The organism is Caballeronia sp. AZ1_KS37 (genome assembly GCF_023631165.1).
Lineage (GTDB): Bacteria > Pseudomonadota > Gammaproteobacteria > Burkholderiales > Burkholderiaceae > Caballeronia > Caballeronia zhejiangensis.
This window is the reverse complement of sequence record NZ_JALQDP010000004.1, coordinates 205404-222019: the sequence shown is the minus strand read 5'-3', so window position 1 is coordinate 222019 and position 16616 is coordinate 205404. Positions and strand designations below refer to the sequence as shown.

Sequence of the window (16616 nt, the reverse complement as noted above, 5' to 3'; positions counted from 1 at the left end):
CAGCGGGAATCCGGCGAAGATGCGGGCCGTTTGCGGGATAATACGTGTTTTGCGCGCGATTTTCGCCCGCACTTTTTACCCGTCACAGCCGTTTTGCGCGTCATCCGATCATGAGCATCCTGAATCTCTCCGCCTATAAATTCGTCACCATCGAAGACGGCCCCGCGTGGCGGCCGCTCGTCACCGAACGCTGCAACGCGCTCGGTCTGAAGGGCACGATTCTGCTGGCGCCGGAGGGCATCAATCTGTTCATCGCTGGGCCGGTCGCCGAGGTCCGCGAGTTCATCGACTACATCCGCACGGACGCGCTCTTCGGCGGCCGCTTCGCCGATCTGCAATTCAAGGAAAGCCTTTCCGCGAAGCAGCCGTTTCGCCGCATGCTGGTGAAGCTCAAGCGCGAAATCATCACGATGAAGAAGCCCGCGATCAGGCCGGAACTCGGCCGCGCGCCGTCCGTCGACGCGCCCACGCTCAAAGCCTGGCTCGACCGCGGCCACGACGACGAAGGCCGTCCTGTCGTGATGCTCGACACGCGCAACGCATTCGAGGTCGATGTCGGCACGTTCGACAACGCGCTCGACTACCGCATCACGAAGTTCAGCGAGTTTCCTGAAGTGATCGAGCAGAATCGGGCGGATCTGGACGGCAAGACGGTCGTGTCGTTCTGCACCGGCGGGATTCGCTGCGAGAAAGCCGCGATTCACATGAAGGAAGTGGGCATCGAGCATGTTTATCAGCTTGAAGGCGGCATTCTGAAGTATTTCGAGGAAGTCGGCGGCGCGCACTACAACGGCGAGTGCTTCGTGTTCGATTACCGCACGGCGCTCGATCCGAACCTGCAGCCGACCGCAACCGCACAATGTTTCGGCTGCCGCGCGGTGGTGTCGGTCGAAGATCAGCAGTCGCCGTTCTACAAGCCGGGCGAGGCGTGCCCGGCTTGCCATCCCGACGCGAAGGTCGGCGCCGCCGCGTAATGATTTATCGGGGACGATTTGCACCCTCACCCACCGGCCCGCTGCATGCGGGCTCGCTCGTCAGCGCGCTCGCGAGTTTTCTCGATGCGCGCGCGCACGGCGGACGCTGGATCGTGCGCGTCGAAGATGTCGACGCACCGCGCACGGTTCCCGGCGCCGCCGATGAAATCCTCGCGACGCTCGAACACTTCGGCATGCACTCGGACGAGCCGCCCGTCTGGCAGAGCGCGCGCGGCGACGCGTATCGCGCCGCGTTCGAGCGTCTTCAGGCGACGGGTCTCATCTATCCGTGTGGTTGCACGCGCCGCGAAATCGCCGACTCGCTGGTGAACGCCCACGCGCGCCATGCGACGCTCGCCTATCCGGGAACGTGCCGCACCGGCCTGCACGGCAAGCCCGCGCGCGCGTGGCGGCTGCGCGTGCCGGACGGCGACGCGGCAGTCGTCAGGTTCGTCGATCGCTGGCAAGGCGCGCAGACGCAGGATCTCGCCACCGAAGTCGGCGATTTCGCGCTGAAACGCGCCGATGGACTGTGGGCCTATCAGCTCGCGGTCGTCGTCGACGATGCCGATGCCGGCATCACCCACGTCGTGCGCGGCGCCGACCTGCTCGATTCGACCGCGCGGCAAATCTACTTGCAGCAGTGCCTTGGCGTGCCGACGCCGGAATACCTGCATGTGCCTGTGGTCAACAACGGCATCGGCGAAAAGCTGAGCAAGCAGACGGGCGCGGCGCCGCTCGATCGCAACGCGCCGCTCGATGCGCTCGTCGAAGCGGCGCGGCATCTGGGCATCGAAGCGCCGGCCGCATCGCTGGAAACGTTCTACAGCGCCGCAACGGCGGAATGGGCGAAGCGTTTCGCGCGCTAGACGCAAAAAAGGCAGCCGCGCGGGCTGCCTCTTTCGATTCGAAGCGCGACGAAAATCACGACTTGCGCGGCATGCCCAGACCGCCGAGCAACGCCGCGAGCGGCTGCTTCGGCGCGCTCTTGCGCTCGGGCTCGACCGTTTCTTCCTGACGCTTCATCGCCGAGGGCGACGGCTCGTACGGCTTTAGGAAAAATTCGTCGATGGGCTGCTGACGGCCGCGCGGGCGATCGTGCGTGCCCGTCGTGCGGCGGCGCGGACCCGACTCGTCGCGCGGCGAATGCCGATGCTCCGTGCGCTCCGGTCGACCGAATCGCTCGTCACGACGCGGCGCCGATGCGTCGCGGCGCGCGCGAATCGTCACTTCGAGCGGCTCGACCTGGAGCGGACGCTTGATCAGCTTCTCGATGTCGGCGAGCTGCTTGCGCTCGTTCGCGCTGCACAGCGACAGCGCATCGCCCGATGCGCCCGCGCGCCCGGTCCGGCCGATGCGGTGCACGTAATCTTCCGCGTTGAACGGCAGATCGAAGTTGATGACCGCCGGCAATTCGGCGATATCGAGACCGCGCGCGGCGACGTCGGTGGCGACGAGCGCCTCGATCTCGCCGCGCTTGAACGCGTCGAGCGCCTGCATGCGTTCGCTCTGCGAGCGGTCGCCGTGAATCGCCGTCGCGACGATGCCGTCCTTCTCCAGCACGCGCGCGAGGCGGCTCGCGCCGATCTTGCTATTGCAGAAAACGATCACCTGCTTCAGTTCGCGCTCGCGGATGAGCTGCGCGACCGCGCCGGATTTGTCGCTCTCGTGCACTTCGTAGACGATCTGGCGCACGTTCGCATTCGTCGAATTGCTGCGCGCGACTTCGATCGTCTGCGGATTGCGCAGATACGTGGACGCGAGCTTCTTGATTTCCGGCGAGAACGTCGCCGAGAACAGCAGCGTCTGACGTTCCTTCGGCAGCAGATTCAGGATGCGCTGGAGATCGGGCAGAAAGCCCATGTCCAGCATGCGATCGGCTTCGTCGAGCACGAGCATCTGAACCTGACCGAGATTCACCGTCTTCTGCTGAACGTGATCGAGCAGACGGCCCGGCGTCGCGATCAGGATCTCGACGCCACGGCGCAACGCGTCGGACTGCGGATTCATGTCGACGCCGCCGAACACGACCGTGCTGCGCAGCGGCGTGTGCTTCGAGTACGTCTGCACGTTGGCGGCGACCTGGTCAGCGAGCTCGCGCGTCGGCGTGAGCATCAGCGCGCGCACCGGATGACGCGCGGGCGAGGCACTCGTGTTCGCGCTCGGCAAGAGCCGCTGGATGATCGGCAGCGAGAAACTCGCGGTCTTGCCGGTGCCGGTCTGCGCGGCGCCCATGACGTCGCGGCCCGCGAGGACGACGGGAATGGCCTGCGCCTGAATCGGCGTGGGCGTCGTGTAGCCGGACTCGCGCACCGCTTTCAGGATGTCGGCGGACAAACCGAACTGGTCGAACGTCGGCGCTGCGGCCGGTGCGGTGGACGTGTTCGTGGCGACGGAATCGGACATGGTGACTATATTGGCTTTCGCTAAAATGCCGCACGATGCGGCGCGCGTAAAAAACTCGGTCGGTTGTTTCGGTCGATCGTCGCGATCGGTTGCTTACGCGGATGGTTTCGTTGGTGCACGCGGCGCGTCGGTCAAGCGCAAGGTGCGCGCGCTGGACGGGGCGGCCGGTCAATCGAGCATCACGCCCCGCTCATTGCTCTGTTTCGATCCGCGTGCCGGCGTTCCGATGGAACACGGCTTCGATGACGCCTTCAAGGCACGCGGCATCGCGCGATCTGTCTTCCAAAGCGGCCGGGCGCTCGACGCCCAGTGCCCGCTCAAGCGGCATCGAACGGCGATGCCGGAAATTCTGGACTCGATCCGGCCGCGATTTTTACAGCCGGAAAGCCGCACATTGTAGCACCGCGCGCCGAAGCGCTCCGGCGGCGCGAGAGCGCACCCGGAGCGTACAGCAAGCGGCGCGCCTATTTCTTGCGCGCCTCGCAATCGGCGAGCAGCGGCGGCGAATCTTTCGCGGCCATCTCATCGTAAAGATTCGCCTCCGGGCCCTTGGTCCACCACGTATATTGATCGGCGACGTATTTCGCGCCCGATCCCGCGATCACGTTGACGAACAGGAGCTTACGTCCGTCGACGGTCAACGCCGCGAAGCTCTGATGGTTGCGCGTGTTCGTGTATTGAACGGACACGCTTTTGCCGTCCTTGCAGTCGTAGCGCGTGGTCTGCGTCGACGCGGTCTGGATCTGCGGCACGGTGAGCGCCATGGCGAGCGCCGCCTGGGCGCCGAGCAACGCGAGCATGATCGCAATCGGTTTTTTCATCGTTCGATTCACTTGTGTTTGGTGCGCGAGGCAGCGCTCAAGGGTCGATGACTTCCGCGCATGCGTCGGTCGGCGCGGCAGCGACATGCCCGACCACCGGCACGATTTTCAGTCCCGCCGACGCGATCCGGCACGGCGCCGCCGCAAGTCCGCAGCCCGAAAGCGCCACGCAGACCACGACGAGCGCGGACATCGGTTTCCATTTCACTTGCTCGCTCCCGCCGGCGCGCGCGCCGGTCATCTGGCCGAAACCGGCCTCACCTTCGACGCTGCGAGTTTCGCGCGTTCGCGCGCTTCGCCGGTGTCGGCGCCCGTTGCGAGCGCGACGCCCATGCGGCGCTTCACGAAACTTTCCGGCTTGCCGAAAAGCCGCAGATCCGCGCCCGGCACGGCGAGCGCTTCGGCGACGCCCTCGAACGCGATGCCCGCTTCATCCAGCCCGCCGTAGATCACGGCCGACGCGCCGGGCGCGCGCAAAGCGGTATCGACGGGCAAGCCGAGGATCGCGCGCGCGTGCAGTTCGAACTCGGAGAAACGTTGCGTCGCGAGCGTGACGAGGCCGGTGTCGTGCGGGCGCGGGCTCACTTCCGAGAACCAGACGTCGTCGCCGCGCACGAAGAGTTCGACGCCGAAGAGTCCGCGCCCGCCGAGCGCGGTCACGACCTTCGCGGCGACATCGCGCGATTTGGCGAGCGCGGCCGGGCTCATCGCCTGCGGCTGCCACGACTCGACGTAATCGCCCGCGACCTGAACGTGACCGATCGGATCGCAGAAGTAAGTTTGCGTCTCGCCGCTCGCGGGGTCCGCCGCGCGCACGGTGAGCTGCGTGATCTCGTATTCGAAGTCGATGAAGCCCTCGACGATCACGCGCCCGTGATTCACGCGCCCGCCCGCCATCGCGTAGTTCCACGCGGGTTCGACGTCGGCGTCGCTTTTGAGCACCGACTGGCCTTTCCCCGACGACGACATCACCGGCTTCACGACGCACGGAAAGCCGATCTTCGCGATCGCCGCCTTCATCTCGTCGAGCGATTGCGCGAACGCGTACGGCGAAGTCGGCAAGCCCAGTTGTTCGGCCGCGAGCCGCCGGATGCCTTCGCGATTCATCGTGAGCTGCGTGGCGCGCGCCGTCGGGATGACGGTTGCGAGCCCGGCCGATTCGATATCGGCGAGCGCTTCGGTCGCGATCGCCTCGATCTCCGGCACGATCAGATGCGGCTGCTCCTTCTCGACGAGCGCGCGCAGCGCGGCGGCGTCGGTCATGTCGATCACGTGCGCGCGATGCGCGACCTGATGCCCCGGCGCGTTCGCGTACCGGTCCACCGCGATCACTTCGACGCCCAGCCGCTGCAATGCGATGATCACTTCCTTGCCGAGTTCGCCCGCGCCGAGCAGCATCACGCGCGTGGCATTGGGAGAAAGCGGCGTGCCGAGGCGCGTGGCGCCGGTGCGGCGTGGATCGGTCTGCATGAGTGCTCCAGAATCGGGTGGTGAGGTCAGCGAGGCGCAAAGCGGCTGAATTGGGCGCGATGTTAACACGCAGCACCAGCGGCGACACTTTGCCGTTCGGCCTATTGACAGGCGAATGCGCGTCGGAATTCCCGGCGCGTTTCCGATCGATGGCAAGCTCCCGAAAGCGCAGCCAGGCATTTTGTTGCATCGCGGCGCTGGACAAATCACAGGACGCGTGCGATACCCTTACGCTTTCGCCAGCTTCAGGATCATCGATGCCCACGCACTTCCCTCGCGCGTCCGCGCTTACCTCGCCGCGCTCATCGTCAAATCCGCTGTGGCGCCGCAAGAAGGCGCTCGCGCTGGTCTCCCGCACGTGCGCGCTCGTGGTCGCGGCGAGCGTCGTCGCCGGCTGCGCGATGCCGAAGCACACCGATGCAAGCGCCCCGCCCACCGATCCCTATAATCCTGCCGCCACGCAACTGCTCGACGATACGCAATGGGCGCTCACGAGCTGGACCGATGCCAGCGGCCAGCCGCGCGCCATCCCGCACGCGGGCGAGAACAACGCGCAGCCGCTCACGCTCGATTTCTCGACCGCGAACGGACGCCGTCAGGCGAGCGGCTTCTCGGGCTGCAACCGCTTTACGGGCGCCTACGAGCTGAAGAACGGCAAGCTCACGTTCGGTCCGCTCGCCGGCACGCGCATGGCGTGCGTGTCCGGCGCGGGCGCGGCGCTCGAGCGGCCGTATCTCGACGCGCTCGCACACGTCGCGAAGAGCGGCGTGCAGATGAATCCGCCGCAAGCGCTGCAACTGACGCTCGACGACGGTCAGGTGCTCACCTTCGCGCCACGTGGGAAATGATGTGTTGCGTACTCGCGGCAGGAACGTCGTGCGCGTGCGCCAGCCGTTAAACTGCTCGATCGAACAGCCCGGCCGACCGGCGATATCGCTGCGGCCGGGCAGCAGTCTCATTTGTTTCACCCAACATTGATTCAATCTCAAGCATGCACATGGTAGTTCTCGGCTGGTTCGGTGCATCGGTCGTCTGGTTCCTTCCGCTCTTCTGGCGCATCGTCAAACAGGCGCTGCCCGGCGGCGCAGGCGTGCGCGGCCCCGGCACGATCCGCCTCTGGATCGGGTTTGTCGCCGTGCTGATCGCGAGCAGCACGCTCGAAGGCGCGCTCGCAAACTCGCTCGAAACGCAGGCGAACATCAATCGCATCGGACTCGCGCTCGCCGCGGCGCTGAGCGGCCCGGCGCATCTGGCCGGCGCGGGCGCGATCGCGGCGCTCGTGCTCGCCATCTTTCTGCCCTGGCTGATCGAATTCAGCTGGCGCTCGGTGCTCGCATGGGCCGACGAAGCGTTCGGCTTCGGCCTGCCGCAAAGCTGGCTCACGCCCCACGAACGCGAAAGCGAGTCGCGGCAACAGTCGACGACCCGTGACAAGGCGCGCGACAAAACGCGTGACAAGACGGCGAACTGGTTCGAACGGCGCGCCCGCGCGAAGACCGCACGCGATTCGCAGGAACGCGCCCATCGCGCCGAGCGTTTCGATTCGCCGACGCCGCGCACCTTGCCCGACGAGCCGACGCTCGGTCTGCCGACCGGTCATCGCAGCACACGTTATCAGCGGCCGACAGCGTGGCGCCCGCCCGCGACCGGCAAGAGCGGCGCGAGCCGCACGGTGGCGGCCGCCGCGAGCGCCGTCGCCACGGCCGAGGCGTACGCGAAACGCCCCGCCTTCGAGGCCGCAGGCGTCGCTCCTCCCGTGACGCAGACCGAGCCGATGGCGCCTTCGGGCTGGTTGAATTCGTCGCCATCGGCGGCGAATCGCGAGGCCCGCGCGCCGTTTGCGCCGCGTCAGGCGTCGGCGTTCGAGCCTTCCGGATCGGGCTTGCGCGCATCCGTCGCCGTCGACAAGCCGCGCGTCCAGACGCCGCCTCCTGCGCCGCGCGTGGATCGCCCGCGCAGTCCGGCGACATCGATGCCCGCGCAGCGATCGACGGGCGTGGCGAGCATGTCGACATCCGTCGGCACGAATCCCGGCACGAATCCCGGCGCGTCACGCCGGCCGCCTGTGACGCAAGCCCCGCAGGGCTTCAGGCGTCCCCCGGCGCGTCCGGCCGCAGCCGCCGCAGCCGCCGCAGCCGTTTCGACGCGCGAGTTCGCGCCCTCGCCGCTCGCCGCGCCCGCGTTCTCGCGTCCTGCCGCGCCGCTCGGACCGCCGACGCCGCCGCCCGCGCCCGAAGCCATCCAGGCGGCGCTGCGCTCGATCGAAGAGAAGACCGCGATGTGGACGTCACTCGCGGGCGCGAGTCTCGCGCGCGGGCATGTGGCGATGGCGCGCGCCGCGCAGCCCGAAGTCCAGCCGGCCGCCGACGTACCGGAGCTGGCGGCGCCCGTGAAAAGCATCGTCGAAACGGCGCCGGAAGTGACGCCGCTCGTGGACGTGCAGGAAATCGATGAACGCATCGATCCGCCGTCGATCGACGCGCACGTCATCGCGCCCGCGCTCGTCGAACCGCCGCCGCTTTTCGACATGCGTCTGCCCGAGCCGTCGATTCCCGAATTCGCGGCCTCCGAGCCCGACACGCCGCCCGCGATCGAGGCCGTCGAAGAGGAAGCGGAAGAAACTGCGATGCCGGAGCCGGCGCCCATCGATTTGCCGTCCGAACCGCCGCTGCCTCGCCCGGACGCAACGACGGCAGAACCCGCGCCTGTGGTCCGGGAGCGAGAACCCGAACCCGAGCCCGAGCCGGACCTGCGCGATCTTGCGCAAACGCCGCCTTGGCTGGACGCGCCCGAGCCCGCCGACGAGCAAGGCGAGCCCCCTCCCCCATCGCTGCTTCGAGTGGTCGATGAGCCGGACGAAATGCCCGCCGAAGATGAACAACCGGTCGCCGAACAGCAGGCATCGGGCGACGAGTTCGCGACGCCGTCGAACATCGTGCGCTTTCCGGTGATCGCCGCCGCGCCGGTCGCGCCGCTGCCAGCGGTCGCCGCGCCCGCCGCTGCGCCCGTCGTGAGTCAGCCGAGCCCGGCGCCCGAACCGCGCCCGCCGGTACGCGGTTCCGCGCCGACGGAATTCGAATTCCACGCGCCGCACGCATCGGCGGTGGAATTGCCGACGCTCGATCTGCTCGAACCCGCATCCGATGAAGTCGAGCCAGTCTCCGAGGAGCGTCTGAACGAAACCGGCCTGCTCATCGAGCAGCGCCTTCAGGAATTCAAGGTGCCGGTCACGGTCGTCGGCGCGTCGGCGGGTCCGGTCATCACGCGCTTCGAGGTCGAACCCGCGCTCGGCGTGCGCGGCAGCCAGATCGTCGGCTTGATGAAGGATTTGTCGCGCGGCCTCGGCCTTACGTCGATTCGCGTCGTCGAGACGATTCCCGGCAAGACCTGCATGGGCCTCGAACTGCCTAATCCGAAACGCCAGATGATCCGCCTTTCGGAGATCCTCGAAGACGACGTGTACCGCAACTCGAAGTCGAATCTGACGATCGCGATGGGCAAGGACATCATCGGCAATCCGGTCGTGACGGATCTCGCGAAGGCGCCGCACATGCTGGTCGCGGGCACGACGGGCTCGGGCAAGTCGGTCGCGATCAACGCGATGATCCTCTCGCTGCTCTACAAGGCGAAGCCCGAAGACGTGCGCCTCATCATGATCGACCCGAAGATGCTGGAGCTTTCCGTCTACGAAGGCATTCCGCATCTGCTCGCGCCCGTCGTCACCGACATGAAGCTCGCGTCGAACGCGCTCAACTGGTGCGTCGGCGAAATGGAAAAGCGTTACCGGCTGATGTCGGCGGTCGGCGTGCGCAATTTGCAGGGCTTCAACCAGAAAATCCGCAACACCGAAGCCGCCGGCAAGAAGCTCACGAACCCGTTCTCGCTCACGCCCGATGCGCCCGAGCCGCTCTCGACGCTGCCGCTCATCGTCGTGGTCATCGACGAACTCGCCGATCTGATGATGGTCGCGGGCAAGCAGATCGAGCAACTGATCGCGCGTCTCGCGCAAAAGGCGCGCGCGGCCGGCATCCATCTGATTCTCGCGACGCAGCGGCCATCGGTGGACGTCATCACCGGCCTCATCAAGGCGAATATTCCGACGCGCGTGGCGTTTCAGGTGTCATCCAAGATCGATTCGCGCACGATTCTCGACCAGATGGGCGCGGAATCGCTGCTCGGCGCGGGCGACATGCTGTTCCTGCCGCCCGGCACCGGCTATCCGCAGCGCGTGCACGGCGCGTTCGTCGCGGACGAGGAAGTGCATCGCGTGGTCGAACATCTGAAGCAGTTCGGCGAACCGGAGTACGAGGAAGGCATTCTGTCCGGACCGACGCCCGAAGGCGGCGGCACGCAGGATCTTTTCGGCGATTCGTCCGATGCCGAAGCCGATCCGCTCTACGACGAAGCTGTCGCATTCGTCGTGCGTACGCGGCGCGCGTCGATTTCGTCGGTGCAGCGGCAATTGCGCATCGGCTATAACCGCGCGGCGCGGCTCGTCGAGCAGATGGAAGCAGCAGGCCTCGTCTCGCCGATGGGCAGCAACGGCAACCGCGAAGTGCTCGCGCCGCCCGGCCCCGCCGAATAAGCGGCGCGCCTGAAGCGTTACCAGAGCCGCAAGCGGCGCAACAGAAAGATCGTGATGGCGGCGCAGCACGCCATCACGCCGACCACGATCCAGAACGACGCCGGATCTTTCGTGCCGGGCAAACCGGCCACGTTCATGCCGAAAATGCCGGTCACGAGCGTCGCGGGCAAGAGCAAGGCGGACATGATCGCGAGCCACAGCAGCTTGCGGTTGATGTCCTCCGAAAGCGCCGCGGCGATCTCGTCCTGCAAAAGCTTCGCGCGTTCGTACAGCCCTTCCAGACCGCCGCCCAGGCCGTTCAGCACCTGGATCGCCTGCACGAGCGCTTCCATCGAACGCGGCTCGGCCCATTCGAGCTTGCGCAAGACGAGCTGCGTGAGCGCATTGCGCTCGGGATCGATGAAGCGCCGCACTTCCACGAGCCGCCGACGCACGTCGCCGAGCACGGAGCGGCACCTGGCGTGGCCGCCTTCGAGCACGCTTTCCTCGACATCGTCGAGACAGTCGCCGATTTCGTCGATGCGATCCGCGAAAGTGTCGTTCAGCGCGCGGATCAGGCCCGCGAAAAGATCGACGGTATCGCGGAACATCGCGCCTTCGAGCACGGCGTGACGCAGCCGGTCGGTCGATTGCAGCGGCCGCGCGCGCACCGTGATCATGCGATGCCGGTCGACGTAAAAGCGCAGCGCACCGGTCGCGCGGTTGGCCTCGCGGGCATCGGGCGCGGTGGCGTCCGGCGTCTTCGCGACGAGTTCCAGGTCCGCGACGACGCCATACATGAAGTTCGATCCGATATGCACGCGCGGACGCTTGTCCTCGCCGTTCAGGAATTCGCGCGCGACGTCCGGCATCGACGTGACGCCTTCGAGCCAGCCTTCGACGGCGTCGTCGTTCGCGGACAGATGCAGCCACGTCGGGCCATCTCCGGCGACGGCTGCGCGCGCTTCGTCCCACGTCAGCCGCAACGCCTCGCCGCCCGCGAAGCTGAATGCGCTGATGAATCCCGGCGGCGCCGGTTCGTTGCGCTTCGCCGGGCGCTCGCGGGCGTCGAATGTATGAGTCGTGTTCAAGTTGCGTTCCCTGCTATTGCCTTTCGATTTCCTCAGTACACCTTTCAGTCGATGCGAAAGACAGGCGTATCAAAAAGGCATCGTACTAGAACTCGTAGCGGCCCCAGAAGAAGGCGACGTTCCCGTCGTTGAGACCGGGAATGTGCGGGATGATCGTCGCCATCACCGACGTGCTCCGGTAGCGGATCGAGCCGATCGGCAGCGCGAGCGGCAACGGCAGGTAATGCGCGATGTCGCTGCGCGCCGTGAAGCCGACGAAGAATCCGCCGCCCGCCTGCAATCCGCCGAGCACCGGCTTCGTGTACCACTGGCGCGCGTAGCCGCCGATCGGCTCGAAATTGTGATGCGAATCGGAAAAGGCGAATGCGAACAGGATGTCTTCGTTACCGTTCGCGTCGGTCCAGTGCTTGCCCGCGCCGCCGCCCCACGACCACGGATTCAGTTCGCTGCGATTGTCGAAGCCGTTGATGTGCCAGCCGTAGCCCGTCACGTAAAGATCCGAGGTGCCTTCATGCGCGACGCGCATCACGCGCTGGCACGCCGACGACATCCAGTCGCGCTTGTAATCGCATTCCTTGTCGTCCGCGTGGGCCGCGCACGACACGCACAGCATCGAAATCGTGACTGCCTTGACCAGTGTTGTTTTCATCGTCCGCGCCCGGTCGTTTCAATCGCCGCGATCGACGCGTCACGAAGGCGATACGAACTTGAAATCGACCGGCGAGCCGATCGACAGCCGCTTCGGGTCCGACGCAAGCTCGCCCGTCTGCGGATCGCGGCGAAAGAAATACGCGCTGTCGCTCTCCTGATTGCCGACGATGATCCAGCGCCCGGTCGGATCGATTGCGAATTCGCGCGGCGTCTTGCCGAGCGTCGGATAGCGCTTGACGAGCTTCAGATGGCCGTTCGCCGGATCGATCGAGAACTGCACGAGTTCGTTGGCGTCGCCGCGATTGGTCGCGTACAGGAAGCGCCCGTCGGGCGACAGATGAATCGCGCCGCCGCCGATCTTCCCTCTGAAACCCGGCGCGATCAGCGAGGCAGTCTGGATTTGCGTGAGCTTGCCGTCGCGGTAATCGAACGCGAGCACCGATGCGTTCAGCTCGGTCGTCAGATAAGCGTGCTTGCCGCTTGCGTCGAAGACCAGATGGCGCGGCCCCGAGCCCGCCTTGATCGGTGTGTAGCGCGATTCGGTCGGACCCAGCAGACCGCGGCTCGATGCGGCCGGATCGGCCGTGTATCGATAGGCGAACACCTTGTCGACGCCGAGATCCTGCGCGAAGAGATACTTGCCGTCGGGCGAGAACACGGTCGAGTGGACATGCGAATTGTCCTGCCGTCCTTTCACCGGGCCGGCGCCTTCGTGATGCACCGTCAGCACCGAATTGCCGACGTGGCCATCGGAAGCCAGCGGAAACACCGCGAAGCTGCCGCCCGGATTGGACGCGACCGAATAGTTGGCTGTCAGCAGATATTTGCCGTCGGGCGATATCGCGAGATAGCACGGATCGTTGCCGTCCGATGACACGCGATTGAGAAAGCTCAACTGGCCGCTCGCGCGATCGAAGCGAAAGGCGCTGACGCCGCCGCGTTGCGTTGCCGGGCCGTTGTCGCCGGGCAATTCGTTCACTGCGTACACGTAATGGCGGTCGCGGCTCACGACGAGATACGACGGATTCACCGTCTGCGCCGACGCGATGCGGGACAGCTCGCCGCTGCCCGTGTCGAACCGATAGACATAGATGCCTTCGCTCTTGCCACCGCCCGTATAGGTGCCGATGAGCAGATCGTAGACGTCGCCGCTGGCCGGTTTCGACGCGGCGACGTCGCTCGCGGTGCCCGGCGCGGCGGGCGTCGCGCCCGTTTGCGCGAAGGCCTGCGCCGCTGCAAACGAGAGCATCAGCGCGACGCCTTTCGCCCACGCGACGGGCCTGGCGCGCTTCGGGCGCGCGTCTTGCAAGACGTGCATCAGCGGATTCGCGCCGCAAGGTTGGCTCGGGTGCATGAAACCTCCTCTTCGTCTCTTTGATGCTTGTTATCGGGAGCGGCGCGCGAAACCGCCGACATCGCAAGGCCCAAGGACGTGCGGGAGCAAGTTCCGCTCCAAACGATGAAAACGACGATACACCTTTGCACGACCAGCCAACCGACACGATTCGAACCAACAACAGGAGTTGCCGCGATGACCATCCACCTAAGCCTCGCCCCGCTCGTCTCGCTGATCGCCGGGATCCTCATTCTCATCATGCCGCGGCTGCTGAACTTCATCGTCGCGATCTATCTGATCGTGATCGGGCTGATCGGCCTGTTCGGCATGGGATCGGCTCATTTCTGACGGGCGCGCGACTGTCGTTGTGACGCCGATTCCCGTCGGCGGTTCCGCGGACGCGCACGAACGCGCGAACGCACGCGTACGGAATGTCCGTGCGCGTGCGCAAAGTGTCACGAAAGAAGGACGCGCGGGCCTGCCGCGCGGATCGGCCGTGTCAGCCGTTGGCGAGCTGATCGAGACGCAGGCGTCCCTGCAGCGACAGCGCACCGACCGACACGCCGGTGACGCCGAACGTATAGCGGTTGAAACAGCCGCGCTCCGTAAGGAACGCGGCGGCGGCGTCCATCGCGTTGCGCGACAGGCCGAGGTTCTTGTGATCGAGCGCGAGGAGCATGTCGGCGTCCGATACGCGGCTCGCGGCGGAAAGAATGGCGATGCAGTCAGCTTTCGACGGATAGAGCATGGGATTCTGTTCCTCGAAAACGCTACGTTGAAAACCGGAAGAGACGTTGCGCGAAGCGACTGCATGACCCGCGCGCGAGACGACCGGGAACATGCTGAAAGACAAATGAAAGGCACAGAAAGTTTCCGCGCCCTGCTCGAAAAGGCCGCGGCGCGGATGCCTTTCACGAAGCTTCATTCTAAACATCAGTCGAAAGCAGAAGCAACGGTGCGTTCGGCGCTTCGCTAGTCATTTTCCGCCAACCGTGCGACACGTCCCGATGACGCCCGGCCCGGTTTCCTGCTCGCCGTGAACGATTGCGGCAGAATGCGGCCAGAAAGCATGCATGACGTCCGTCGCCCCGACCGCCGACGACGCCGCGTTTCGCTCGGGCGCTCGTGTCCCGAATCGTTTGCTCAACCCGCGGCGCGTTTCGATTCGGCCCGCGCCGCCTGCAGGAAGATGTTCGCTTATGCCCGCACTGATCGAAGACTATGCAATGGTCGGCGACGGCCACACCGCCGCCCTCATTTCCCGCGACGGCTCCGTCGACTGGCTCTGTTGGCCGCGCTTCGATTCGGGCGCGTGCTTCGCCGCGCTGCTCGGCACGCCCGAGCACGGCCGATGGCTCCTCGCGCCCGACATGCCCGACGGCGAGTCGCCTGTCGTCAGCCGCCGCTATCGAGATGACACGCTGGTCCTCGAAACCGATTTCGAGACACCGCAAGGCGCGGTGACGATCGTCGATTTCATGCCGCTTCGCAACGGCCATTCGGAGCTGGTGCGTATCGTGATCGGACGCCGCGGCACGGTACGGATGAAGATGGAACTCGTGCTGCGCTTCGATTACGGCTCCGCGGTGCCGTGGGTCAGCCGCCTGCCCGACGACAGTGGCATCCGCGCGATCGCCGGGCCGGATCTCGCGGTGCTGCGCACGCCCGTCGATCTCGTCGGCGAGAACATGCACACGACCGCCTGCTTCGATGTGAGCGAGGGCGAGCGCGTGCCGTTCTCGCTGTGCTATTCGCAGTCGCATCTGCGCTTGCCGCACGCATCCGATCCGAATACGCAACTCGCGCGCACCGAAAATCACTGGCGCGAGTGGTCCGGGCAAAGCGAGCTCAACGGCCGCTGGGCGAGCGCGATCCGCCGCTCGCTCATCACGCTGAAGGCGCTCGCGTACGAGCCGACGGGCGGCATCGTCGCCGCGCCGACGACATCGCTGCCGGAACAGCTCGGCGGCACGCGCAACTGGGACTACCGATACTGCTGGCTGCGCGATGCGACCATCACCCTGCTCGCGATGATGCGCGGCGGCTACTACGACGAAGCCCGCGCATGGCGCGCGTGGCTGGGCCGCGTGATGGCGGGCTCGCCCGCGCAGATTCAGATCATGTACGGCATCGCGGGCGAGCGCCGCCTGCCCGAATGGGAGATCCCGTGGCTGCCGGGATACGAAGGCGCGGCGCCGGTGCGGATCGGCAACGGCGCGGTCGACCAGTTGCAGCTCGACGTCTACGGGGAAGTGATGAACGCGCTCCATCTCGCGCGCGTCGGCGGGCTGCAGAGCGATGAAACCGCGTGGTCGATCCAGTGCGCCATGCTGCAACACCTCGACACGATCTGGGAAGAACCCGACGAAGGCATCTGGGAAGTGCGTGGCGGCAAGCAACACTTCACGTTCTCGAAGGTGATGGCGTGGGTCGCGTACGACCGGGCGATCAAGTCGGCGGAAAGCTTCGACCTGCCCGGCCCGATCGATCACTGGCGGGAGATGCGTGCGCGCATCCGCGCCGAGGTGCTGAAGAAAAGCTGGAATCCGAAGCTCAACTCCTTTACGCAGGCTTATGGCAGCGACGCGCTCGATGCCAGCCTGCTGCTCATTCCGTTGCTCGGATTTTTGCCGCCAAAAGATCCGCGAGTGACCGGAACCGTACATGCGATCGAGACCGATTTGACGCACGATGGGCTCGTCAAGCGCTACCACACCGCGGAAGTCGCGGACGGGCTGCCGCCCGGGGAAGGCACGTTTCTGGCTTGTAGCTTCTGGCTGGTCGACAATCTGGCGCTGCAGGGCCGGATCGACGAAGCGCATCAAATGTTCGAGCGCCTCGTCGGTCTCGCGAACGATGTCGGGTTGTTGGCCGAGGAGTACGACACGGTGGCGAAGCGCATGGTCGGGAATTTCCCGCAAGCCTTTACCCACGTGGCTCTCGTGCACACCGGGATGAACCTGATGCGTCACGAGGAAGAAATGGCGAAGGCGACCGGTCAGCCGTCCGGCTCGGAACATCACGCCGAATCTGAAGCGCAGGCCGAAATCGACGCCGCGGCGGGAAAGTCATAAATCTCTGTTTTATTGGCGAAATCAGTGTTTTGACGGTAATATTTGTGCAATGCACAAAAAGTATGATTGCAGGATGTGTTGTTTCCAGGCGAGCAATTTCAACCGATCGGTTGAATTGAACGTTTAATGCGCGGAAAATATTGCCTCGACTCAAGTTGCATTCTTCCCGCGTCGATAACGCGCGGGTGGCAACGCGAAAAGGCACGCGAAGCATCGCAGGAAGTCAGTG

At 65.7% G+C, this 16616-nt stretch carries 15 protein-coding genes; 7 read left to right on the top strand and 8 right to left on the bottom strand.

Annotated features, from left to right (window positions below; all coding sequences use genetic code 11):
- Positions 1–110 precede the first annotated feature (110 nt).
- Complete coding sequence (locus NCS00_RS04860) at positions 111–974, top strand: sulfurtransferase (RefSeq protein ID WP_244807851.1); 864 nt, start codon at positions 111–113, stop codon at positions 972–974.
- Complete coding sequence (gluQRS, locus tag NCS00_RS04855) at positions 974–1843, top strand: tRNA glutamyl-Q(34) synthetase GluQRS (protein ID WP_008350646.1); 870 nt, start codon at positions 974–976, stop codon at positions 1841–1843. Before NCS00_RS04860 ends, gluQRS begins: the two co-directional genes overlap by 1 nt.
- A gap of 55 nt (positions 1844–1898) precedes the next feature.
- Here the strand turns inward: gluQRS and NCS00_RS04850 are convergent, their stop codons facing one another.
- A complete protein-coding gene (locus NCS00_RS04850; protein ID WP_034471240.1) occupies positions 1899–3380 on the bottom strand; it encodes a DEAD/DEAH box helicase in 1482 nt (493 codons plus the stop codon).
- Between NCS00_RS04850 and NCS00_RS04845 the strand changes: the two genes are divergently transcribed.
- Entirely contained in the window at positions 3379–3780 is a 402-nt protein-coding gene (locus NCS00_RS04845; protein WP_250439437.1) for a hypothetical protein, read from the top strand. The genes NCS00_RS04850 and NCS00_RS04845 overlap by 2 nt on opposite strands.
- A 64-nt stretch (positions 3781–3844) precedes the next feature.
- On the opposite strand, the gene NCS00_RS04840 is transcribed toward NCS00_RS04845, so the two are convergent.
- Genes NCS00_RS04840 through purT form a run of 3 tightly spaced genes read right to left on the bottom strand, consistent with a single transcriptional unit; the run spans position 3845 to position 5671 of the window.
- The gene (locus NCS00_RS04840; protein WP_250439435.1) at positions 3845–4201 is read right to left on the bottom strand and encodes an MliC family protein; all 357 of its coding nucleotides are present in this window, start codon (positions 4199–4201) and stop codon (positions 3845–3847) included.
- A 37-nt stretch (positions 4202–4238) separates the two neighbouring features.
- Positions 4239–4394, bottom strand: coding sequence for a DUF6726 family protein (locus NCS00_RS04835; protein ID WP_308196654.1), 156 nt, complete (start codon positions 4392–4394; stop codon positions 4239–4241).
- A gap of 44 nt (positions 4395–4438) precedes the next feature.
- Positions 4439–5671, bottom strand: coding sequence for a formate-dependent phosphoribosylglycinamide formyltransferase (gene purT / locus NCS00_RS04830; protein WP_250439433.1), 1233 nt, complete (start codon positions 5669–5671; stop codon positions 4439–4441).
- A gap of 257 nt (positions 5672–5928) precedes the next feature.
- Between purT and NCS00_RS04825 the strand changes: the two genes are divergently transcribed.
- Both NCS00_RS04825 and NCS00_RS04820 read left to right on the top strand, forming a co-directional pair.
- A complete protein-coding gene (locus tag NCS00_RS04825; RefSeq protein ID WP_250439431.1) occupies positions 5929–6519 on the top strand; it encodes an META domain-containing protein in 591 nt (196 codons plus the stop codon).
- 143 nt (positions 6520–6662) lie between these two features.
- A complete protein-coding gene (locus NCS00_RS04820) occupies positions 6663–10256 on the top strand; it encodes a DNA translocase FtsK (RefSeq protein ID WP_250439429.1) in 3594 nt (1197 codons plus the stop codon).
- Between the two features lie 17 nt (positions 10257–10273).
- Here the strand turns inward: NCS00_RS04820 and NCS00_RS04815 are convergent, their stop codons facing one another.
- The 3 genes from NCS00_RS04815 to NCS00_RS04805 form a co-directional block, all read right to left on the bottom strand.
- The gene (locus NCS00_RS04815; RefSeq protein ID WP_008350659.1) at positions 10274–11326 is read right to left on the bottom strand and encodes a transporter; all 1053 of its coding nucleotides are present in this window, start codon (positions 11324–11326) and stop codon (positions 10274–10276) included.
- Positions 11327–11411: 85 nt separating this feature from the next.
- The gene (locus NCS00_RS04810) at positions 11412–11975 is read right to left on the bottom strand and encodes an antimicrobial peptide resistance and lipid A acylation PagP (RefSeq protein WP_250439427.1); all 564 of its coding nucleotides are present in this window, start codon (positions 11973–11975) and stop codon (positions 11412–11414) included.
- 39 nt (positions 11976–12014) lie between these two features.
- Complete coding sequence (locus tag NCS00_RS04805; RefSeq protein WP_250439425.1) at positions 12015–13331, bottom strand: lactonase family protein; 1317 nt, start codon at positions 13329–13331, stop codon at positions 12015–12017.
- A 177-nt stretch (positions 13332–13508) separates the two neighbouring features.
- Between NCS00_RS04805 and NCS00_RS04800 the strand changes: the two genes are divergently transcribed.
- On the top strand, positions 13509–13661 hold the full coding sequence (locus NCS00_RS04800; RefSeq protein WP_008350665.1) for a DUF3096 domain-containing protein: 153 nt from the start codon (positions 13509–13511) through the stop codon (positions 13659–13661).
- A 151-nt stretch (positions 13662–13812) separates the two neighbouring features.
- Here NCS00_RS04800 and NCS00_RS04795 read toward each other — a convergent pair whose 3' ends face one another.
- Positions 13813–14061, bottom strand: a complete 249-nt coding sequence (locus tag NCS00_RS04795; RefSeq protein ID WP_033536686.1) for a hypothetical protein — start codon at positions 14059–14061, stop codon at positions 13813–13815.
- 451 nt (positions 14062–14512) lie between these two features.
- Here NCS00_RS04795 and NCS00_RS04790 point away from each other — a divergent pair, with 451 nt between their 5' ends.
- Positions 14513–16387 (top strand): glycoside hydrolase family 15 protein, encoded by a 1875-nt coding sequence (locus NCS00_RS04790; RefSeq protein WP_034471251.1) that lies wholly within the window; start codon positions 14513–14515, stop codon positions 16385–16387.
- Positions 16388–16616: the final 229 nt, after the last annotated feature.